We start from the raw sequence: 20060 nt of genomic DNA on the forward strand, positions 1-20060 counted from the left end.
AACTGTTCGTTCGCACGTCGACACCGTCGACACCCTTCCCCCCATCTCCCGACGGAAAGCGAACGGTGGAAACCGCAGCCCTCATCGTCGTGCTGGTCATCGCACTGGCCCTCTTCTTCGACTTCACGAACGGTTTTCACGACACGGCGAACGCGATGGCCACCCCCATCGCCACCGGGGCACTCAAGCCCAAGACCGCGGTGCTGCTGGCAGCGGTGCTGAACCTGGTGGGGGCGTTCCTGTCGACCGAGGTCGCGCGGACCATCTCGGGCGGCATGATCCGAGAAGACCAGATCTCGGTCACGATCTTCCCGTCGATCATCTTCGCCGGACTCATCGGCGCCATCACGTGGAACATGCTCACCTGGCTGCTGGGGCTTCCCTCCAGCTCGTCGCACGCCCTGTTCGGCGGTCTCATCGGCGCCACCCTCGTCGGCGCCAGCGCCGAGGCCATCAACGTGGGCGTCGTCATGTCCAAGGTGGTGCTGCCGGCCCTGATCGCGCCGCTGACGGCCGGTCTCATCGCATTCACGGTGACCAAGCTCGCCTACGCCATGACCCGCCGGTACGACTCCAAGCCCGACGGGCGGGACGGCTTCCGCTGGGGCCAGATCTTCACGTCGTCGCTCGTGGCCCTCGCCCACGGCACCAACGACGCGCAGAAGACGATGGGCGTGATCACGCTCGCGCTCATCACCGTCGGGTGGCAGTCCTCGGATCAGCCGCAGCTGTGGGTCATCTTCGCGTGCGCCGTGACGATCGCGCTCGGCACCTACATGGGCGGCTGGCGCATCATCCGCACCCTCGGCAAGGGCCTCACCGACGTCAAGCCGGCGCAGGGCTTCTCGGCCGAGGCGTCGACCGCGTCGACCATCCTCGCCTCGAGCGCCCTCGGCTTCGCGCTGTCGACGACGCAGGTCGCCTCCGGCTCGGTCATCGGCTCGGGTCTCGGCCGGCGCGGCTCGAAGGTGCGCTGGCGCACCGTCGGTCGCATCATGATCGGCTGGCTGCTGACGCTCCCGGCCGCCGGCGCCGTCGGCGCGCTCTTCGCACTCATCGTGGTGTGGCTCGGGCAGGTCGTGGGGGTGCTGGTGGGAGCCATCGCCGCCGTCATCATCATCCTGGCGATCTTCCTGCGCTCCCGCCGCAACGAGGTCAACGCCGCCAACGCGATGAGCGAGGTGGCCGAGTCCGGACGCGCCGTGAAGGTCAAGCGCAACCCGCCGCCCACCCGCCGCCACCGCGCGCTCCTGCGCGAGCAGGCAGGGAACGACACGACGGCGACGAAGGATGCCGCGACAGGCGCCCGCGCCGACGAACGGAAGGGCGACCAGTGAGCTTCTCGATCGATTGGGTCGCCTTCCTGCAGGTCTTCGCAGCGGCCCTGCTCGCCGCGGTGGTGGTCGTCGGCTTCTACGCCCTCGGGCTGCGGCTGCTGGTGCGCGCCGGGCGGGCTCCCGTCGTCGCCCCGGCGGAGTTCACCGACGCCATCACCGTCATCTCCGAGAAGCAGGCGCGCCGGGCGGCGAAGGCCGCAGCGAAGGCCGCGACTCGCAGCCCGCTGACCGATGGCCAGAAGCGTCTTGCGCTCGTCGGGGCGTACGCCTCGTTCGCGGTGTGCGCGGGCGCGGTGCTGTTCGGCCTGCTGCTCATCGTCTTCAACCACTGACCGGATCGGGCGTCGGAGCCCTCGCCTAGACTCGGCGCCATGCAGCCCCCGAAACCCGTGCAGTTCGGCATCCACCCGCCGGCCCGTCGAACCCTCGTGCACCTGAGCGACACCCACCTGCTGGGCGGTGACGCCAGGCTCGGCGGGCGCTTCGACGTGGGCCGTAACCTCGAGGCGACGCTCGCCGCAGTCGAGCGGCTGGGTGTGCGGCCCGACGCGCTGGTCTTCACCGGCGATCTCACCGATCTGGGGGAGCCCGAGGCGTATCGCGCCCTGCGGGCCGCGGTCGAGCCGGTCGCCGAGCGGCTGCAGACACCCGTGATCTGGGTGGCCGGAAACCACGACGAACGGCCCGAGCTGCGCCGCGACCTCTTGGGGCTCGAGGCGAGCGAGGAGCCGGTGACCGGCGTCTGGGACCTGGGCGGACTGCGCCTCGTCGCCCTCGACACCAGCGTGCCGGGGTGGCACCACGGCGACCTCGACGCGGCGCAGCTGGAGTGGCTCCGCGACGTGCTGCGCGAGCCGGCGCCGCTGGGCACCCTGCTGGCGATGCACCACCCGCCCCTCCCCAGCCACATCCCGCTGTTCGACATCCTCGAGCTGCGCCACCAGGACGCTCTGGCCGACGTCGTCCGCGGCAGCGACGTGCGCGGCATCCTCGCCGGACACCTGCACTACTCGACGCACGGCACGTTCGCCGGAGTTCCCGTCAGCGTCGCCTCGGCCACCTGCTACACGATGAACCTGCAGCGGCCGCCGGCGCAGGTGAACGGCATGGATGCCGGGCAGTCCTTCCACCTCGTGCACGTCTACGACGACACGGTGACCCACGCCGTCGTCCCGGTCGCCGAGGCGCCCACCGGCGACTTCTTCTCGCCGGAATGGGTCGCCGAGATGGCGCGGCTGACACCCGAGGAGCGGCTGCAGGCGTTCTCGCGCAAGCCCGCCCGCTGAGGGCGACCGGCGGGGGCGGCCGGCGCCCACAGGTAGGCTCGTGGCATCCCATCACACCGCTGTGAGCACCCACGAGGACGCATCATGCCACTGGACGACACCCCCGCCACCCGCACCGAGACCGACTCCCTGGGCTCGGTGGAGATCCCCGCCGACGCGTACTGGGGGGTGCATACGGCCCGGGCGCTGGAGAACTTCCCGATCTCGCAGCGGCCGATCTCGGTCTACCGCGACCTCGTCTGCGCGCTGGCGATGGTCAAGCAGGCATCCGCCCGCGCGAACGCCGAGATCGGGGCGCTCGACCCCGAGCGCGCCCGCCTCATCGACGCGGCGGCGCAGCGCGTCATCGACGGCGAGTTCCACGACCAGTTCGTCGTGGGCGTGGTGCAGGGCGGCGCCGGAACGTCGACGAACATGAACGCGAACGAGGTCATCACCAACATCGCGCTCGAGATGGCAGGGCGGCCGAAGGGCGACTACGCGTTCCTCTCGCCGATCGACCACACCAACCGCAGCCAGTCGACGAACGACGTCTACCCGACGGCCATCAAGGTGGGTCTGGGACTGGACCTGCGCACGCTGCTCGAGGAGCTCGACCTTCTCCGTCAGGCGTTCCTGGCCAAGGCGGTCGAGTTCCACGACGTGCTGAAGGTCGGTCGCACGCAGCTGCAGGACGCCGTGCCGATGACGCTCGGGCAGGAGTTCAACGGCTTCGCCACGACCCTGGGCGAGGACCACGCGCGACTGACCGAGAACGCCTCGCTGCTGTACGAGATCAACATGGGCGCCACCGCGATCGGCACCGGCATCACGACGCACCCCGACTATTCCCGCGCCGTGCTGCGGCACCTGCGCGAGATCTCGGGACTCGACCTCGAGACGGCCGTCGACCTCGTCGAGTCCACGAGCGACACCGGCTCGTTCATGTCGTTCTCCTCGTCGCTCAAGCGCAACGCCATCAAGCTGTCGAAGATCAGCAACGACCTGCGGCTGCTCTCCAGCGGCCCGCAGGCCGGGTTCGGCGAGATCAACCTGCCCGCGCGGCAGGCAGGATCGAGCATCATGCCCGGCAAGGTCAACCCGGTCATCCCCGAGGTCGTGAACCAGGTCGCGTTCTCGGTCGCGGGCGCCGACCTCACCGTCACGATGGCCGTCGAGGGCGGGCAGCTGCAGCTGAACGCATTCGAGCCGATCATCGCGCACTCGCTCTTCCAGTCGATAACCTGGATGCGCCGCGCCATGCGCACGCTGCGGGTCAACTGCGTCGACGGCATCACGGCGAACCGCGAACGCCTCGGAGCGATGGTGGGGTCGTCGGTGGGGGTCGTCACCGCGCTCACGCCCTTCATCGGCTACGCGGCATCCGCCGCTCTGGCCAAGACCGCACTGCTGACGGGCCACAACGTGGGGGATCTCGTGGTCGAGGCGGGCCTCATGAGCCGCGACGAGGTGGACAAGCAGCTCTCGCCCGCGCGGCTGTCGGGGCTCGAGGCGATCACGGCGGCCATCCCGGTTCAGCAGGCCGCCGATAGCATAATCGACGCCTGAATGGGGAGATTTGTCGCAATTTATCGGTGAACGCTAGCGTTTTCTCATCCGGGACACGCCGGCGCATCAAGGAGCAGACATGTCCGATCAGAACCCCCCTCAGCCGCCCACGCCTTCGGCCGGGCAGCCCCCGTACCAGCCGCCGGCGGCGCCGTCCGCATCCCCCGCGTACGGTGCTGCGCCCGCCTACGGTGCGGCACCGGCGTACGACCCGAGCGGTGCCCCCGCTGGCCCCGGTGAGCCCGTGCCCGGAAAGACGCTGGGCATCGTCGCCTTCGTGCTGTCGTTCTTCGCACAGCTGTTCGGCCTCATCCTCGGCATCGTCGCGTACGTGCAGAGCAAGAAAGCCGGCGTCAAGAACACGTGGGCGCTCGCGGCCATCATCATCAGCAGCGTGCTGATGGTGCTGAGCATCGTCATCGCCATCGTGGTCTTCACATCGGTGCTCGGCGCGGCTGACGCTGCGTGCGACGACCTCGGCCCCGGCGTCTGGCAGCTGGTCGACGGCTCGACCATCACCTGCGACTGACACCCGTGTCGATCGGCCCCCGTGCGCTGCGGCGTGCGGGGGTCAGTCGTTGATGCGGCAGTGCGTCGTGAGCTCGCCGATGCCGTCGATGCCCACGGTGACGGTGGAGCGGTCGCGCAGGAAGATCTGCGGGTCCCGGGAGTAGCCGGCGCCCCCGGGACTCCCGGTGGAGATGAGGGTGCCCGGCAGGAGGGTCGCCGACGACGACAGGTGCGACACGAGGGTGGCGACCGAGCGGATCATCTGCCCCGTCGTGGCATCCTGCACGATGCGGCCGTCGACGTTCGCCCAGATGTGCAGGTCCTGCGGGTCGGGGATCTCGTCGGCGGTCACCACGAACGGGCCGGTGGGGGTGAAGCCGTCGAACGACTTGCAACGCGACCACTGCGCCTCGGAGAACTGGATGTCGCGCGCGGTGATGTCGTTGACCACCGTGTAGCCCCACACGTGATCGAGCGCCGTCTCGGGTGAGACGTCCTTCGCGGGACGGCCGATGATGACGCCGAGCTCCGCCTCGTAGTCGACCGACTCGCTGAGGGAGCGCGGCCACGACGTCGTCGCCCGATGCGAGGTGAGGGAGTTCGGCCACAGCACGAAGACCGTCGGGGCGGTGTCGGCCTTGAGTCCGAGCTCGCTGGAGTGGGCGGCGTAGTTCAGGCCGATCGCCAGGATCACGGGCGGCGCCAGCACCGCGGAGGCGAAGGAGGAGCCGGCCAGCGGATGCCACGACGTGGCGGAATCGGCGGCGTCGCGCACGCGCGCGAGCAGGTCGTCGCCGCCGTCGATGAGGTTCTGTAGCAGGCGGGGCGCACCGGGGAACAGGTCCTCGGTGATGAGGGCCTCGTCGCCCCGGACGACGGCCAGCCGGGGCGGCGCGCCCGCGGCGGTGATCACGTGGGCGAAGCGCATCCCTTCAGGCTAGCGGTCTCGGCAGCGGGCGATCGGCGACCCGGCGCGCCCCTAGGCTGTCGGTCGTGCCGTACACCTCTGCGCTTTCCCAGCCGCATCCCGGGCATGCCGCGACCATCGCGCCCGCGCCGTCGTCGCCTCCCGCGCTGCCCGTGCCGCCGCGCAAGGGGCGAAGCGCCCCGATCTGGATCGTCGGCATCCTGGTGCTGCTGCTGATCGGACTGGCGGCCTACTTCCTGACCTTCCTCGGAACCGCAGCGTCCGTGATCGGTATGGTGCTCGCGGTCGTCCCCTTCGTCGGTGTGCTTCTCGCGGTACGCATGGTCGACCGCTGGGAGCCCGAGCCCCGCTCCCTGGTCGTGCTCGCCATCGCGTGGGGGGCGATCGCGTCCGTCGTCATCTCCCTCGCCGTGGACCTGGTGATCACCCTGGCGATCGGCAATGACGGGTCGCTGGGGCGCGAGGCCTTCTCGTCGGTCGTGCAGGCCCCCGTGGTGGAAGAAGTGGCCAAGGGGCTGGGTCTGCTGCTCATCTTCGCCGTCGGACGCCGCGCGTTCGACGGACCGGTGGACGGAATCGTCTACGGAGCGCTCGTCGGCGCGGGGTTCGCCTTCACCGAGAACATCCTCTACTTCGCCTCCAGCCTCATCGAGGGAGGCTTCGCCGAGACCACGGTGACGTTCTTCGTCCGCGGCATCCTGTCGCCGTTCGCGCACGTGATGTTCACCGCGGTGACGGGATACGCCCTCGGCCGCGCCGCCCGGAACGGGGCGTCGGTGGGTGCGGCGCTGGGTCCCTGGGCAGTCGGCCTCGTCGGTGCGATCCTGCTCCACGCCCTGTGGAACGGCTCCGCCCTGTTCGCGGATTTCTTCGCCCTGTACACGACCCTGCAGATGCCGCTGTTCGTCCTGTTCATCGCGGGGGTGCTGCTGCTGCGTCGCGAAGAGGCGCGGCTGACGCGTGCGCGGCTGGCGGACTACGCCGCAGCCGGCTGGTTCACCGCGGGCGAGGTCGACATGCTCGCCACGGGGGCGGGTCGTCGTCGCGCCATGGCCTGGGCGCGCACGCTGCCGGGAGGAAGAGCCGACACCATGAAGGCCTTCATCTCGGATGCCACGGCGCTCGCCGCGGCCCGGCAGCGGGCGCTGTCGGGCAGGGACGCGCACGCGGTCGAGGACGAGCACGTCTTCCTCGCCCGTGCGGTCGCGGCGCGGGCGGCACTGTTCGCGCGGTAGTCCGGCGGGCGGAGGGCGGTGGAGCCGACCGTGCCCGTCAACGGCTCAGCGCCCGGTGCCGCGGCGATGCCTGCGTGTCTCCCGAGCGCTGAGTCGATATATCCCAATGATCCCCCCGCCTGCGAAGGGTGTCAAGCGAGCGTGGCGCGTTGACCGCGCCCAGCGCCTCGGGTTGGATGGGGGGATGACTGACAACCGAAGCAAGCCCGAGTTCGACGCCCCGACGGGGCCGGCTCCCTCCGAGCTGGTCATCCGTGACCTCATCGTCGGCGACGGCCCCGAGGCGAAGCCCGGCGACACCGTCACCGTCCACTACGCGGGTGTGGAGTACGACACCGGCGAAGAGTTCGACTCCTCGTGGAGCCGCGGCGAGAGCATCCAGTTCCCGCTGCGCGGCCTCATCCAGGGCTGGCAGGACGGCATTCCCGGCATGAAGGTCGGCGGTCGTCGCGAGCTGATCATCCCGCCGCACCTGGCCTACGGACCGGCCGGGGGTCACTTCCTCGGTGGCAAGACCCTCGTCTTCATCATCGATCTGCTCGCCGTCGGCTGAGCACCGGATCGACCCTGCGGAGGGGCGGATGCCACGGCATCCGCCCCTCCTGTCGTGTCCGGGCGTGTGCAGGCCGGGACCTTGAGCGCATCCGGCACCGCGGGTACGTTGGCCCCCTGCGAGGCTGTTGGCATCGACCGGGTGAGTGAGGTGCACGTGAACTTCGGAATCAGCATCCTGTTCCGTGCCATTCCGCTCCTGATGGGAGCGGTCTGCCTCAGCTTCGGCTGGTACGTCTTCGCCGGGGGCGACGACCCTGCCCACCGGACGGCGGGCCATGTGCTGATGGCATTGACGGCTATCTGCATCGCGCTGTTCACCACCGCCGCGATGATCATCCGCCAGCTGACCCGCACCTTCGCGCCGATCTGGAAGGTGGTCCTGCCGGTGCTCGGCTACGGGGTCGCCGTCGCGACCGCTATCTGGGGGCTGGTCATCCGCGGCGGGGCATCGAACGCCGACTTCGTCGCCGGGCACGTCGTGTTCGGCGTGGGGCTGATCGCGGCGTGCGTCACGACCGTCGCGGTCGCCTCGAGCGCCTTCACCCTGATCACGGCCAATGCGGCACGCCGGCATGAGGACGGCGCTCCGTCCGGGGCGTACGGCAGGGCCGTCATGCTGGGACTGATCTGCATCCCGGCGACGGCTGCACTCGTGCTGGTCGTCTGGGCGGCGATCCTGCTCACCGATTCGGCCGAGGCGCCCCGCTACATCGCCGGCCACGTCATGATCGGCCTTGCGGCCATCTGCGCCAGCCTCATCTCCCTGGTCGCCACGGTCAGCAGGCAGGTGCGCAACGAGTTCGATGAGCCCGAGCGCTGGGCGTGGACGATGTGGGTGCTGGCCATGGGCAGCGTCGCCGTCGTCTGGGGACTCGTGGTGCTGTTCGCCTCGGACCGCCCCGAGCGCCTTGCGCCGGGCTGCGTCCTCATCGGGTTGGGCATGATCTGCTACAGCATCGTCTCCAAGGTCTTCCTGCTGGCGGCGGTGTGGCGGCGGCGTTTCGTGCTGGCGAACCGGGTGCCCCTCATCCCGATTTTCACCTGCCTGGCGTGCCTGTTCTTCGCGGCCTTCTTGGCAGAGGCTGCCACGACCGACCCCGGGCTCTTCATCCCCGCGCGCGTGCTGACCGGCTTGGGGGCGGTGTGCTTCACGCTGTTCTCCATCGTGTCGATTCTGGAAGCGGGCACCTCAGTGAAGTCGTGACGGCTGATTTTCATTCACGGGAATGGATATGGCGGCACCGTCGTTGGCTCCGGAAGACCGCCGGACAGCCCGGCCAGATGGAGGACACCATGACCGAAGCGACGAACGCGACCACGACCGAAATTCCCGGCTACAAGGCCGGCACCTGGGTGCTCGACCCCTCGCACAGCGAGGTCTCGTTCAGCGTGCGCCACATGATGATCTCGAAGGTGCGCGGGACGTTCGACGTGAAGAGCGGCACGATCGTCGCCCCGGAGAACCCGCTCGGTGTGCGCGTGACGGCCTCGGCCGACGTCGCCTCGGTGAACACCAAGGACGAGGGGCGCGACGCGCACCTGCGCTCGGCGGAGTTCTTCGACGCCGAGAACCACCCCACGCTCGACTTCGTCTCGAACGGTGCGCGCCTGGTCGACGGCGACTTCCTGATCGACGGCGATCTGACCATCCGCGGCATCACGCGCCCGGTGACCTTCGAGGTCGAGTTCGGCGGCTTCGGCACCGACCCGTGGGGCAACTACAAGGCCGGCGCCACAGCCAAGACCGTCATCAACCGCGAGGACTTCGGCCTCACCTGGAACGCCGCGCTCGAGACCGGCGGTGTGCTGGTCGGCAAGGACGTCACCATCACGCTCGACCTGCAGGGTTCCTTCCAGGAGTGACGAGCGGGGCGGATGCCGCACGCGTGCAGCTCATGCGGCATCCGCCCGCCGCCGCCCGAGGCGCAGGCGGTTCTGCGCCAGCAGGATGCCGAGGAACACCAGCACCGCCCCGGCGGGCTCGTTCCAGTGGAGCTTCTCGCCCAGCAGCGCCACGCCCAGAGCGACGCCCACGACCGGCGTGATGTAGGTCACCGTCGACGCGCGGGTGGGACCCCACGCGCGCAGCACGTTCTGGTTCCAGATGTAGGCGATGCCCGTTCCCACGCAGCCGAGGGTGACCAGGCTCAGCGTGATCCAGATGTCCAGGTGCACCGGGGTGCGGGCGACGACCGGTGTGAGAGCGAGCATGATGATCGCTGCGATCCCGATGTTGAGGAACGAGAAGACCAGCGCGCTCATGCCCGAGTCCGCGACGAAGCGGCGCATGTACGCGAGGCTGAAGCCGTAGCAGGCCGTCGCGCCGAGGATCGCGAGCTGCGCGAGCAGGCTCTGCGTCAGATCGAGCCCCTGCCATGGCGCGATGATCACCATGACCCCGGCGACGCCGACGAGGATGCCGGCGATCTGCGCGGCCTTCAGCCGCTCGACGCGGAACACCGCCCAGGCCATGAGAGCGGTCATGATCGGCGTCGTCGCGTTGTAGATGCTCGCGAGACCGGAGGTGACGAACTGCTGCGCCCACGAGAAGAGCAGAAACGGCACGACGCAGAACGACAGCGCCAGCACCGTCATGTGACCCCATACGCGGAGGCGACGGGGAAGGCGCTCTCGCCGCAGCGCGACGAACACGCCGAGGGTCAGCGCGCCGAGCACCAGGCGCGCCCAGACGACCTGCGCGGGGGAGACCCCCTCGAGCGCGACCTTCATGAAGAGGAAGCTCGACCCCCAGATGATGCCGGTGAGCACGAACTGCGCGGTCAGCGCTGCCGCCCCCGGTTGGCGCGGCGGCGTCGCGGGTGCCGCGGCGGGCGCGGCCGGGGCGATGATCGGAACGGGTGCGGTGCTCACGCGGTGACTCTAGACCCGGGGCGGGACACCAGCAGCCGGCGGCGGGTGCGACGACCGAAATCCGCCGACGAACGTCCGGATCCCTGCGGCGGGTCGTGGCGGCGCAGGCGGGACGCTGACGGTGCCGCCGGGCTGGTAGACTATCGAGGTTGCCGTTAGATCGGCCGCGGATAAAGAGAGCCCACGCATCAGGCGTCGGGCGCCGCGCAACGAGCAGAGAGGGGATCACCTATGGCACTGGAAGCAGACGTCAAGAAGGCGATCATCGAAGAGTACGCGACGCACCCCGGTGACACCGGATCCCCCGAGGTGCAGGTCGCGATGCTGACGCAGCGCATCAAGGACCTCACCGAGCACCTCAAGGAGCACAAGCACGACCACCACTCGCGTCGTGGGCTGTTCCTGCTCGTCGGTCAGCGCCGTCGTCTGCTCGGCTACCTCCAGGACATCGACATCGCGCGCTACCGCTCGCTGATCGAGCGTCTCGGACTCCGCCGCTAAGGCATCGCAGCCAGCGTTCAATCGCGCAAAACTTCTTGAGGGCCGTCCCAGGTGTGGGGCGGCCCTCGTCGTTCGTGACCGGCTCAGTCGCGTCGGCGCGGGCCGGACCCTCCCGATCGCGGCGCCTCGGGCGTGCGGCGTGAACCGGTGGGGTCGCTGTCGCGTCCCTCGCGGGCCGCGAGCGCGGGGTCGGCGAAGAGCCAGCGCGGCCGAGGCTCGACGAACGGGCGGAAGACCGTGCGCACGGGCCGCGTCGCGAGGCCGAGCGCGACCGCCACCGACAGCACCGCCACCACCGGCAGCCAGAACCACGTGGGATCCAGCTGCTGCAGCACCCCCGACTCGCGGAAGGGGTAGAGCACGAACGAGTGCAGCAGGTAGATGTACATCGTGTACTGGCCGAAGCGGGTCCACCACCGGTCCCGGCGGGGCACGAGCAGCAGGAAAGCCGCCGTGAGGATCAGCGCGATCCCCATGAGCAGCAGGCGCACACCACCCGCCCACCACTGGGCGGCGCCGAGCTCGGCATAGCCGGTGTCGTAGAACATCCACGCCCTCAAGTCGAGCGTGCGCCACTCTTCGACGAAAGACCACGCCGCCCAGGCCGCGACGGAGAAGACGGCGACCGCGCCGGCCACGAGCCACCAGGGCCGGGGGCGCAGCAGGTCGAAGCGCGCGATGACGTCGCGGTCGCGCAGCCACCAGCCGAGCGTGAAGAAGAACAGCAGCCCGAGGGTGCGCGCCAGCGAGAAGGTCGAGTCGAGGTTGGGAAGGTATCCGGCGCCGATCGAAATGGCCGCCGTCCACAGCAGAGGCCGTTTGAGCAGAGCCAGATAAGGCAGCACCACGCGGAAGATGCCGAGGGCCAGCAGGAACCACAGTGTCCACGACGGCTGCGTGGGATTGGGATTGGCGGCCCCTTCGACGAGCCACTTCGTCAGCGTCCAGAGGCCTTCGAAGATCAGGTAGGGCACCAGGATGTCGGTGATGACGCGCGCCATCTGGCGCTCGCCCGGCGCGCCGGCTTTGGAGAAGTAGCCCGAGATGATCGCGAACGCGGGCATGTGGAACGCGTAGACGAGCAGGTATGCCGCCTGGGCGAGGTCCGAATCGTAGGTCAGACGCTGCGTCGCGTGGCCGAACACCACCAGCACGATGCACGCGAAGCGGGCGTTGTCCCAGAAGGGCACGCGCCGCTTCGGTCGCGGGGCGCCCGCCTTCGGCCGGGCCGATGCCGATCCACCGCCGTCGTGTGCTGCCTCGTCCATCGCGGGCCACACTACCTGCGGTACTGCGGGCATCACCGGGGCGTGCGCACGCGGGAATAACCTGGTAGCGCACGCGTTGCACGCGATACATTCATTTGCATAGAACGGGTGCCCACCGGCATCCGGGAGCGGAGAGCGACCGTGGACGACATGAGCACCGGCACACAGATGCAGTTCGGCATCTTCACCGTGAGCGACATCACCCAGGACCCGACCACGGGGCGCACCCCCAGCGAGGCGGAGCGGATCCAGGCGACCCTGACGATCGCCGAGCACGCCGAGCAGGTGGGCCTTGACGTCTTCGCTCTGGGGGAGCACCACAACCCGCCGTTCTGGTCGTCCTCGCCCACCACGACGCTGGCGTACATCGCCGCACGCACGCGGCGGCTGATCCTGTCGACGGCGACGACCCTCATCACCACGAACGACCCGGTGAAGATCGCCGAGGACTACGCGATGCTGCAGCACGTCTCCGGCGGGCGCATGGACCTCATGCTCGGCCGTGGCAACACCGGGCCGGTGTACCCGTGGTTCGGCAAGGACATCCGGCAGGGCCTGCCACTGGCGGTGGAGAACTACGCCCTGCTGCACAAGCTGTGGCGAGAGGACGTCGTGGACTGGGAGGGGAAGTTCCGCACGCCGCTGCAGGGCTTCACGTCGACCCCGCGCCCCCTCGACGGCGTCGCGCCGTTCGTCTGGCACGGCTCGATCCGCACTCCCGAGATCGCGGAGCAGGCTGCGTACTACGGCGACGGCTTCTTCGCCAACAACATCTTCTGGCCCGCCGAGCACTACCAGCGCCTCATCGACCTGTACCGGCAGCGCTATGCCCACTACGGGCACGGCACCCCGCAGCAGGCGATCGTGGGCCTGGGCGGCCAGGCGTTCATGGCGAAGAACTCGCAGGATGCCGTCGCGCAGTTCCGGCCGTACTTCGACAACGCGCCGGTCTACGGTCACGGCCCGTCGCTCGAGGACTTCAGCGAGATGACCCCGCTGACGGTCGGCTCGCCGCAGCAGGTCATCGACCGCTACGCCGGCATGCGCGACATCTTCGGCGACTACCAGCGGCAGCTCTTCCTGATGGACCACGCCGGGCTTCCGCTGAAGACGGTGCTCGAGCAGCTCGACTTCCTCGGTGGGGAGGTGGTGCCGGTGCTGCGTCGGGAGTTCGCTCAGGGCCGGCCGGCCGACGTGCCCGATGCCCCCACCCACGCGGCCCGCGTGGCCGCGGTCTACGGCGACGCCGCCCCGCGCGAGGCGCGGCCGCGTGCCAATCGCGGCGACAACCTCAGCGGACCCTCGCCCTATCAGGACGCGCCCAGCGGCGCCGCCTTCGGCCTGAGCGGGGGCGCCCGATGAGCGACCGCCGCATCGCCGTGATCTCGGCAGGTCTGTCGAACCCGTCCTCGACGCGCATGCTCGCCGACAAGCTCGCCGCGGCCACCCGGCGCGAGCTCCTGGACCGCGGCGAGGATGTGCGCATCGACACCGTGGAGCTGCGCGATCTCGCCCACGACATCACGAACAATCTGCTGACCGGGTTTGCGCCGCCGGCATTGGAGGCGGCGGTGAACACGGTGGTGTCGGCGGACGGCCTCATCGCGGTCACGCCGATCTTCTCGACCAGCTACTCGGGGCTGTTCAAGTCATTCATCGACATCCTCGACCGCGACGCGCTCACCGGCATGCCCGTGCTCATCGGCGCGAACGCCGGCACCCCGCGCCATTCGCTTGCGCTCGACTACGCCATCCGGCCGCTGTTCACCTACCTGCACGCCGAGCCCGTGTCGACGGGGGTGTTCGCCGCGTCCAGCGACTGGGGCGCACCGGTCGACGACATCGCTCCGCTCGCGACGCGCGTGGACCGAGGGGCGCGGGAACTCGCCGAGGCGGTGGCGCGCCGCACGACGCGCGGCGAGGGGGACCCGTTCGACCCGGCCACGTACCTCGGCCGGGGTCGCTCGTTCGGTCACCTGCTGGGCGGGCTCGCGGGGGAGTGACCCGAACGACCGGCCGAGTGCTGCCGGCACGTCACTGGTAGCGTCGGGTCACGGTGTCCACCCGGACCGCGCAACGGGAAGAAGACGACCATGGCGACGCAGCACCTCACGTTGGGCGTCGTGGGCGCCTCGCTCAAGCCGGACGAGCGACGCGTGCCGCTTCACCCCGACCACCTCGAGAGGATCCCCGAGGACCTCCGCGCGCGGATGCTGCTGGAAGCCGGCTACGGCGAGCGCTTCGGGATCTCCGACGATGAACTGCGCCCGATCGTCGGCGCGATCCTGAACCGGGGGGAGCTGTTCGAGGCCGCCGATGTGCTCCTGCTGCCCAAGCCGCAGCACGCCGACCTCCGCGCGATGCGCGATGGCCAGGTGCTCTGGGGCTGGCCGCACCTCGTGCAGGACGAGGAGATGACCCAGCTCGCCCTCGACAAGCACCTCACCGTCATCGCGTTCGAAGCGATGAACCACTGGAATGCCGACGGCTCGTTCGGTCTGCACGTCTTCCACAAGAACAACGAGCTCGCCGGCTACTGCTCCGTGCTGCACGCTTTGCAGCTGTGCGGCTCGACGGGGGACTACGGCCGGCGACTGACGGCGGTCGTCATCGGGTTCGGAGCCACGGCCCGCGGCGCCGTGACCGCCCTGCGGGCTCACGGCGTGCAGGATGTGCGCGTGCTCACGAATCGGGCGACGGCGTCGGTCGCAGCGCCCATCCACGCCACTCAGATCATCCAGTTCGACCACGACGGACCCGACGTGAGCGAGGTCATCACCGATGAGGGACGCGTGCCCCTGGCGCCCTTCCTCGCCGAGACCGACATCGTCGTCAACTGCACGCTGCAAGATCCCAACCGGCCGCTCGTCTATCTCAAGACCTCCGACCTCGCCGCGTTCCGCCGCGGCAGCCTGATCGTGGATGTCTCGTGCGATGAGGGCATGGGCTTCGAGTGGGCGCGACCGACGAGCTTCGCCGACCCGATGTTCACCGTCGGCGGCTCGGTCAATTACTACGCGGTCGACCACAGCCCGTCGTACCTCTGGAACTCAGCGAGCTGGGAGGTCAGCGAGGCGCTGCTGGGGTTCGTGCCCGCCGTCATGGCAGGGCCGGAGGCGTGGTCCGCGGACGAGACGCTGTCCCGCGCGGTCGAGGTGAGCGGCGGTAAAGTGCACAACGAGGCGATCCTGGAGTTCCAGAACCGGCTGCCGGACGCGCCGTACGACGTGCGGCCGGCCGGGAGACCGGCCGCCGGCAACGGGCCCGCCCAAGGGTGAGGGGCCCGACCGCGCGTGCGGTGGGCCCCCCGGTTGCGGTGTGTCAGCCGCTCTTGCGGCGGAACTCGCGGCGGGTCACGGCGCCGTGGGCGCCGTGCACGGCGGAGTCGCCGTCAAGGTGCGCCTCACCGTTGCGGGTGTGTGCGTTCTTCTTGTCGAGCGCCTCCTTGAACTTGCGCTTCATCTCCTCGGAGGCTGCGGACGTGTCATCGGTGCTCATGGGACCAGCCTACGCAGGGCGCACCCGTCGCGGGTAGCGGGCGTACCGTCTCGCAGACGCGTGACAGGCGGCGCCTGCTAGGCTCGGTCAGGGTGCCCTTGTGGCATCCGCTCAATCGAATACTGAGCTCAGGGAGCAGGCCCGGCAGAAAGCTGGTCCCCTGTGGTGGATTCCCGTCCGAAATCGGACGGTGGTCTTCTACTGGTGGCCAGCGCAGGCGGACCTGCGGACTTGTTCCGCGCGCCCATATCTGCCTGTTCCTGCTCCTTCGAACGATCTCGTGCGCGAAACGCGCGTGCGAGTCTAAACAAAGAAGGAGAGACCTCTTGGAAGGTCCTGAAATCACCGCCGCCGAAGCCGTCCTGGACAACGGACGTTTCGGCACCCGCACCATCCGCTTCGAAACCGGCCGCCTCGCGCAGCAGGCGCAGGGCGCCGTCGCCGCCTACCTCGACGAGGAGACGATGCTGCTGTCGGCCACCAGCGCCGGCAAGCACCCTCGTGAGGGCTTCGACTTCTTCCCGCTGACCGTCGACGTCGAAGAGCGTTCGTACGCCGCAGGCAAGATCCCCGGCTCGTTCTTCCGCCGCGAGGGCCGCCCCTCCACCGAGGCGATCCTGGTCTGCCGTCTCATCGACCGTCCGCTGCGCCCCTCGTTCGTCGAGGGCCTGCGCAACGAGGTGCAGATCGTCGTGACCGTGCTCTCGATCGCCCCGGGCGAGTACTACGACGCGCTCGCGATCAACGCCGCCTCGCTGTCCACCCAGATCTCCGGTCTGCCCTTCTCGGGTCCGATCGCCGGCGTGCGCCTCGCGCTCATGCCCGGTCACGGTGAGCACGCCGACCAGTGGATCGCCTTCCCCAAGGTCGAGCAGATGGAAGAGGCCGTCTTCGACCTCATCGTCGCCGGCCGTGTGCTGCCCGACGGCGACGTCGCGATCATGATGGTCGAGGCCGAGGCCACCGAGAACAGCTGGAACCTGATCAAGGCCGGCGCCATCAAGCCCAGCGAGGAGATCGTCGCGCAGGGCCTGGAGGCTGCGAAGCCCTTCATCAAGGAGCTCGTCGGCGCGCAGAACGTCGTGGCGAACACCGCCGCGAAGGAGATCAAGCAGTTCCCGGTCTTCCTGCCCTACAGCCAGGAGACGTACGACTTCGTCTCGGCTCGCGCACACGACTCGCTCGTCCCGATCTACCAGATCGCCGACAAGCAGGAGCGTCAGAACGCCGACGACGAGCTCAAGGAGCGCGTCAAGGCCGAACTGATCGCCGCGACCGAGGCAGGCGAGCTGCCGGCAGCGGCCCCGCTGGAGTTCTCGGCTGCGTACAAGTCCGTCACGAAGAAGATCGTGCGCGATCGCATCCTCTCCGAGGGTGTGCGCATGGACGGTCGGGGACTTGCCGACATCCGCCCGCTGGACGCCGAGGTGCAGGTCATCCCGCGCGTGCACGGTTCGGCGATCTTCCAGCGCGGCGAGACCCAGATCCTGGGTGTCACCACGCTGAACATGCTCAAGATGGAGCAGCAGATCGACTCGCTGTCGCCCACGACGAGCAAGCGCTACATGCACCACTACAACTTCCCGCCGTACTCGACCGGTGAGACCGGCCGTGTCGGCAGCCCCAAGCGTCGCGAGATCGGGCACGGCTTCCTTGCCGAGCGCGCCCTCGTGCCGGTGCTGCCCAGCCGCGAGGAGTTCCCCTACGCCATCCGTCAGGTCTCCGAGGCGCTGAGCTCCAACGGCTCGACCTCGATGGGCTCGGTGTGTGCGTCCACCCTGTCGCTGCTGAACGCGGGTGTGCCGCTGCGCGCTCCCGTCGCCGGCATCGCGATGGGTCTCGTGTCGGCTGAGGCCGACGGTCAGACCCGCTACGCGGCGCTGACCGACATCCTCGGTGCCGAGGACGCCCTGGGTGACATGGACTTCAAGGTCGCCGGCACGAGCGAGTTCGTCACGGCGATCCAGCTCGACACGAAGCTCGACGGCATCCCGTCGTCGGTGCTGTCGGCTGCGCTGCAGCAGGCCAAGGACGCGCGTATGACGATCCTGAGCGTGCTCAACGCCGCGATCGACGGCCCCGACGAGATGGCTCCGACGGCTCCGCGCGTGATCAGCGTGCAGATCCCCGTCGACAAGATCGGCGAGCTGATCGGCCCCAAGGGCAAGACGATCAACGCGATCCAGGATGAGACCGGCGCGCAGATCTCCATCGAGGAGGACGGCACCGTCTACATCGGCGCGACCGACGGCCCCGCGGCCGAGGCCGCCCGGGCCCAGGTCAACGCGATCGCCAACCCCACCAACCCGGAGGTCGGCGAGCAGTTCCTCGGCACCGTGGTGAAGCTGGCCGCGTTCGGCGCGTTCATCTCGCTGCTGCCCGGCAAGGACGGCCTGCTGCACATCAGCGAGGTGCGCAAGCTCGCCGGTGGCAAGCGCGTCGAGAACGTCGAAGACGTGCTCGGCGTGGGCCAGAAGCTGCTCGTGCGCATCACCAAGATCGACGACCGCGGCAAGCTGTCGCTCGAGCCCGTCGTGGAGGAGAGCGCCGACCAGGCCGCTCCCGCCGAGACGGCTGAGGTGTCCGCCGACGCCTGATCGACTCCGATCCGAGCGCCCGTCCCTTTCGCGAGGGGCGGGCGCTCGCCGTTTGTCCCCCAGACGGGGGACACCCGCCCGGGTCGTGACCAGAACGTTATGCAAAGTTCACATGACGTGCAGACCAATGACCGGTGGTGTCGGAGGCCTGGCCTACCCTCGAGATAAGCGCCGGGGGCGTGGAGGAAATGGCTCGGATCCGTGGACGGGATTCGAGGGGGGTGTGAGATGGGTTTGTTCGGCGCCGGCCCGACCGAGACTTCGACGCGCACGTCTGCGGCATCCCCGCAGCACCCCTCGGCTCCGATCCCCGTGGTGGGTCCGCCCGTGGGAACGGGTGTCCGCACCGTGCTCGGCGAGTCGGGCCTGTCGGTGTTCCCCTTCATCCTCGGCGGCGCGGAGTTCGGGTGGCACGTCGATCTGGAATCCAGTCACGCCATCCTCGACGCCTACCTCGAGCTCGGCGGCAATGCCGTGCACACCGCCGACTCCTATGCCGGCGGGCGCAGTGAGCACATCATCGGACAGTGGATCCACTCGCGGGGGCTCCGCGACGATCTCGTCGTCGCGGTGCGCGTGGGCGCTCACCCCGAGCACCCGGGGCTGGGCCCTGTCAACCTGGTGCGTGCGGTCGAGGCATCGCTCACCGCACTGCGCACCGACCGTATCGACGTGCTGTACCTCGACGGGGGCTCCGACCGGGGCACCGCGCTCGAATCGGCCCTCGCGACCGTGGAGTGGCTGGTCGAGGCGGGCAAGGTGCGCGCCGTCGGAGCGTTCGGGTTCACCGCGCCGCAGCTGGTCGAGGCCAGAATCCTCTCCTCCGCCGGCCTGCCGCGCCTGACGACCCTCGACGTCCCCTACAACCTGCTGCGCCGGGCCGACTTCGAGGGCGACCTGCGCCTGGTCGCGGGGGCCCAGAGCATCGCGGTCACCCCCTCCCAGGCACTCGAGCACGGGTTCCTCGCGGGGCGGCACCGTTCCCGTTCGCGCGTCGGCGCCTCCGTCCGCGGCGCGCAGCTGGCGGCGAGCATCAATCGGCGCGGCACGCGCACCCTCAAGGCCCTCGACGCGCTCGGCGCCGAGCTGGGGGTGCCTGACGCCGCGGTGGCCTTGGCTTGGGTGCTGGCGCAGAAGACGGTCGTCGCGCCGATCGTCAACGTGTACTCCCCGACCCACGTCGAGGAGCTGGTCCAGGGCGTAGGTGTGAAGCTCGGCCGCAGCCAGCTCGCCGAGCTGGCCCGCGCGGCAGTGTGATCCCCGCCTGACATAGGCTGGACGTGCGCCCGGCAGGGCGATTCCCCCGACGAAGCGAGAAGCGTGACGCAATATCTGTACCTCGTGCGACATGGAGAGCACCTCGATGCCGAGCACGGCATCGACGATGGTCCCCTGTCGCCCCGCGGTCAGCGTCAGGCTTCGCTGCTGGCCGACCGGCTGTCGGGCGTGCCGCTCACCGCGGTGTGGCATTCGCCCCTCGAACGTGCCGCAGAGACCGCCCGGACGGTCGCCGACCGTCTGCCGGCCGTTTCGCCGCAGCCGAACGCGCTGCTGTTCGACTGCATCCCCACCGGCATGACCGAAGACACCCCGGCCATGTACGAGTCGTTCTTCGGGTCGTACACCGAGGCCGAGATCGAAGCGGGATCGGCGCAGATGGCTGATGCGGTCGCGGAGTTCCTGCAACGCAAACCCGATGCCCACGAATTGATCATCACGCACAACTTCGTCATCGCGTGGTTCGTCCGCGAGGTGCTGCAGATGCCGGCGTGGCGCTGGCTGACGCTCAATCAGGCCCACTGCGGGCTGACGGTGGTCGCGCAGCGAGCCGGTCGTCCCTGGACGCTGGTCTCCCACAACGACCTGGGCCACCTGCCGGTCGAGCTGCGCACCGGCCTGCCCGAGCTGCCTCCCGTCTGAGGACGA

The 20060-nt window shown here is 69.4% G+C and carries 20 protein-coding genes; 16 read left to right on the forward strand and 4 right to left on the reverse strand.

Annotated features, from left to right (window positions below):
• Nucleotides 1-65 precede the first annotated feature (65 nt).
• From QNO14_RS04245 to QNO14_RS04265, 5 genes are all read left to right on the forward strand, one after another.
• Nucleotides 66-1337, forward strand: a complete 1272-nt coding sequence (locus QNO14_RS04245) for an inorganic phosphate transporter (RefSeq protein ID WP_257494974.1) — start codon at nt 66-68, stop codon at nt 1335-1337.
• Entirely contained in the window at nt 1334-1669 is a 336-nt protein-coding gene (locus tag QNO14_RS04250) for a peptidase (RefSeq protein WP_257494973.1), read from the forward strand. Before QNO14_RS04245 ends, QNO14_RS04250 begins: the two co-directional genes overlap by 4 nt.
• Before the next feature lie 39 nt (nt 1670-1708).
• Nucleotides 1709-2623 (forward strand): phosphodiesterase, encoded by a 915-nt coding sequence (locus QNO14_RS04255; RefSeq protein WP_257507097.1) that lies wholly within the window; start codon nt 1709-1711, stop codon nt 2621-2623.
• 84 nt (nt 2624-2707) lie between these two features.
• Nucleotides 2708-4171 carry an aspartate ammonia-lyase gene (locus QNO14_RS04260; RefSeq protein ID WP_257494971.1) on the forward strand — a complete coding sequence of 488 codons (1464 nt, stop codon included), beginning with the start codon at nt 2708-2710 and terminating at the stop codon, nt 4169-4171.
• A gap of 79 nt (nt 4172-4250) precedes the next feature.
• Nucleotides 4251-4700, forward strand: a complete 450-nt coding sequence (locus tag QNO14_RS04265; protein ID WP_257494970.1) for a DUF4190 domain-containing protein — start codon at nt 4251-4253, stop codon at nt 4698-4700.
• Between the two features lie 42 nt (nt 4701-4742).
• On the opposite strand, the gene QNO14_RS04270 is transcribed toward QNO14_RS04265, so the two are convergent.
• A complete protein-coding gene (locus tag QNO14_RS04270; RefSeq protein WP_257494969.1) occupies nt 4743-5609 on the reverse strand; it encodes a fumarylacetoacetate hydrolase family protein in 867 nt (288 codons plus the stop codon).
• Nucleotides 5610-5674: 65 nt separating this feature from the next.
• On the opposite strand from QNO14_RS04270, the gene QNO14_RS04275 reads away from it, so the two are divergent.
• From QNO14_RS04275 to QNO14_RS04290, 4 genes are all read left to right on the forward strand, one after another.
• A complete protein-coding gene (locus QNO14_RS04275; RefSeq protein ID WP_257494967.1) occupies nt 5675-6844 on the forward strand; it encodes a PrsW family intramembrane metalloprotease in 1170 nt (389 codons plus the stop codon).
• A 184-nt stretch (nt 6845-7028) separates the two neighbouring features.
• A complete protein-coding gene (locus QNO14_RS04280) occupies nt 7029-7397 on the forward strand; it encodes an FKBP-type peptidyl-prolyl cis-trans isomerase (protein WP_257494966.1) in 369 nt (122 codons plus the stop codon).
• Nucleotides 7398-7538: 141 nt separating this feature from the next.
• Nucleotides 7539-8603 (forward strand): DUF2776 family protein, encoded by a 1065-nt coding sequence (locus QNO14_RS04285; protein WP_257507098.1) that lies wholly within the window; start codon nt 7539-7541, stop codon nt 8601-8603.
• Nucleotides 8604-8692: 89 nt separating this feature from the next.
• Complete coding sequence (locus QNO14_RS04290) at nt 8693-9262, forward strand: YceI family protein (protein ID WP_257507099.1); 570 nt, start codon at nt 8693-8695, stop codon at nt 9260-9262.
• 30 nt (nt 9263-9292) lie between these two features.
• Here the strand turns inward: QNO14_RS04290 and QNO14_RS04295 are convergent, their stop codons facing one another.
• Nucleotides 9293-10270, reverse strand: a complete 978-nt coding sequence (locus QNO14_RS04295) for a DMT family transporter (protein ID WP_257507100.1) — start codon at nt 10268-10270, stop codon at nt 9293-9295.
• Between the two features lie 231 nt (nt 10271-10501).
• On the opposite strand from QNO14_RS04295, the gene rpsO reads away from it, so the two are divergent.
• Complete coding sequence (gene rpsO, locus QNO14_RS04300) at nt 10502-10771, forward strand: 30S ribosomal protein S15 (protein ID WP_017830938.1); 270 nt, start codon at nt 10502-10504, stop codon at nt 10769-10771.
• An 83-nt stretch (nt 10772-10854) separates the two neighbouring features.
• Here rpsO and QNO14_RS04305 read toward each other — a convergent pair whose 3' ends face one another.
• Entirely contained in the window at nt 10855-12039 is a 1185-nt protein-coding gene (locus QNO14_RS04305; protein WP_257507101.1) for an acyltransferase family protein, read from the reverse strand.
• Nucleotides 12040-12207: 168 nt separating this feature from the next.
• On the opposite strand from QNO14_RS04305, the gene QNO14_RS04310 reads away from it, so the two are divergent.
• The 3 genes from QNO14_RS04310 to QNO14_RS04320 all read left to right on the forward strand — a co-directional run bounded on the left by QNO14_RS04310 (nt 12208) and on the right by QNO14_RS04320 (nt 15317).
• Nucleotides 12208-13401 (forward strand): LLM class flavin-dependent oxidoreductase, encoded by a 1194-nt coding sequence (locus QNO14_RS04310; protein ID WP_257494983.1) that lies wholly within the window; start codon nt 12208-12210, stop codon nt 13399-13401.
• Entirely contained in the window at nt 13398-14042 is a 645-nt protein-coding gene (locus QNO14_RS04315) for an FMN reductase (protein ID WP_257494960.1), read from the forward strand. The genes QNO14_RS04310 and QNO14_RS04315 overlap by 4 nt, the downstream gene beginning before the upstream one ends.
• A 90-nt stretch (nt 14043-14132) precedes the next feature.
• Nucleotides 14133-15317, forward strand: coding sequence for a N(5)-(carboxyethyl)ornithine synthase (locus QNO14_RS04320; protein WP_257507102.1), 1185 nt, complete (start codon nt 14133-14135; stop codon nt 15315-15317).
• Nucleotides 15318-15360: 43 nt separating this feature from the next.
• On the opposite strand, the gene QNO14_RS04325 is transcribed toward QNO14_RS04320, so the two are convergent.
• Nucleotides 15361-15537 (reverse strand): DUF5302 domain-containing protein, encoded by a 177-nt coding sequence (locus tag QNO14_RS04325; RefSeq protein WP_257494958.1) that lies wholly within the window; start codon nt 15535-15537, stop codon nt 15361-15363.
• A gap of 326 nt (nt 15538-15863) precedes the next feature.
• Here QNO14_RS04325 and QNO14_RS04330 point away from each other — a divergent pair, with 326 nt between their 5' ends.
• From QNO14_RS04330 to QNO14_RS04340, 3 genes are all read left to right on the forward strand, one after another.
• Entirely contained in the window at nt 15864-18134 is a 2271-nt protein-coding gene (locus QNO14_RS04330; protein ID WP_257507103.1) for a polyribonucleotide nucleotidyltransferase, read from the forward strand.
• Nucleotides 18135-18362: 228 nt separating this feature from the next.
• Complete coding sequence (locus QNO14_RS04335) at nt 18363-19391, forward strand: aldo/keto reductase (RefSeq protein WP_257494956.1); 1029 nt, start codon at nt 18363-18365, stop codon at nt 19389-19391.
• A 63-nt stretch (nt 19392-19454) separates the two neighbouring features.
• Nucleotides 19455-20054: a histidine phosphatase family protein gene (locus QNO14_RS04340; RefSeq protein WP_257494955.1), complete on the forward strand. Its 600-nt coding sequence runs from the start codon at nt 19455-19457 to the stop codon at nt 20052-20054.
• The last annotated feature ends 6 nt before the right edge of the window (nt 20055-20060 follow it).

The organism is Microbacterium sp. zg-Y625, from assembly GCF_030246925.1.
In the GTDB taxonomy this organism is placed as follows: Bacteria; Actinomycetota; Actinomycetes; order Actinomycetales; family Microbacteriaceae; genus Microbacterium; species Microbacterium jiangjiandongii.

What these genes read in the sequence shown, in the direction of transcription:
- QNO14_RS04260 (WP_257494971.1), top strand. Translation starts at nt 2,708, where the DNA reads ATGCCACTGGACGACACCCCCGCCACCCGCACCGAGACCGACTCCCTG.
- QNO14_RS04335 (WP_257494956.1), top strand. Translation starts at nt 18,363, where the DNA reads ATGGGTTTGTTCGGCGCCGGCCCGACCGAGACTTCGACGCGCACGTCT.
- rpsO (WP_017830938.1), top strand. Translation starts at nt 10,502, where the DNA reads ATGGCACTGGAAGCAGACGTCAAGAAGGCGATCATCGAAGAGTACGCG.
- QNO14_RS04325 (WP_257494958.1), bottom strand. Translation starts at nt 15,537, where the DNA reads ATGAGCACCGATGACACGTCCGCAGCCTCCGAGGAGATGAAGCGCAAG.
- QNO14_RS04315 (WP_257494960.1), top strand. Translation starts at nt 13,398, where the DNA reads ATGAGCGACCGCCGCATCGCCGTGATCTCGGCAGGTCTGTCGAACCCG.
- QNO14_RS04310 (WP_257494983.1), top strand. Translation starts at nt 12,208, where the DNA reads ATGCAGTTCGGCATCTTCACCGTGAGCGACATCACCCAGGACCCGACC.
- QNO14_RS04320 (WP_257507102.1), top strand. Translation starts at nt 14,133, where the DNA reads ATGGCGACGCAGCACCTCACGTTGGGCGTCGTGGGCGCCTCGCTCAAG.
- QNO14_RS04255 (WP_257507097.1), top strand. Translation starts at nt 1,709, where the DNA reads ATGCAGCCCCCGAAACCCGTGCAGTTCGGCATCCACCCGCCGGCCCGT.
- QNO14_RS04270 (WP_257494969.1), bottom strand. Translation starts at nt 5,609, where the DNA reads ATGCGCTTCGCCCACGTGATCACCGCCGCGGGCGCGCCGCCCCGGCTG.
- QNO14_RS04280 (WP_257494966.1), top strand. Translation starts at nt 7,029, where the DNA reads ATGACTGACAACCGAAGCAAGCCCGAGTTCGACGCCCCGACGGGGCCG.
- QNO14_RS04290 (WP_257507099.1), top strand. Translation starts at nt 8,693, where the DNA reads ATGACCGAAGCGACGAACGCGACCACGACCGAAATTCCCGGCTACAAG.
- QNO14_RS04305 (WP_257507101.1), bottom strand. Translation starts at nt 12,039, where the DNA reads ATGGACGAGGCAGCACACGACGGCGGTGGATCGGCATCGGCCCGGCCG.
- QNO14_RS04265 (WP_257494970.1), top strand. Translation starts at nt 4,251, where the DNA reads ATGTCCGATCAGAACCCCCCTCAGCCGCCCACGCCTTCGGCCGGGCAG.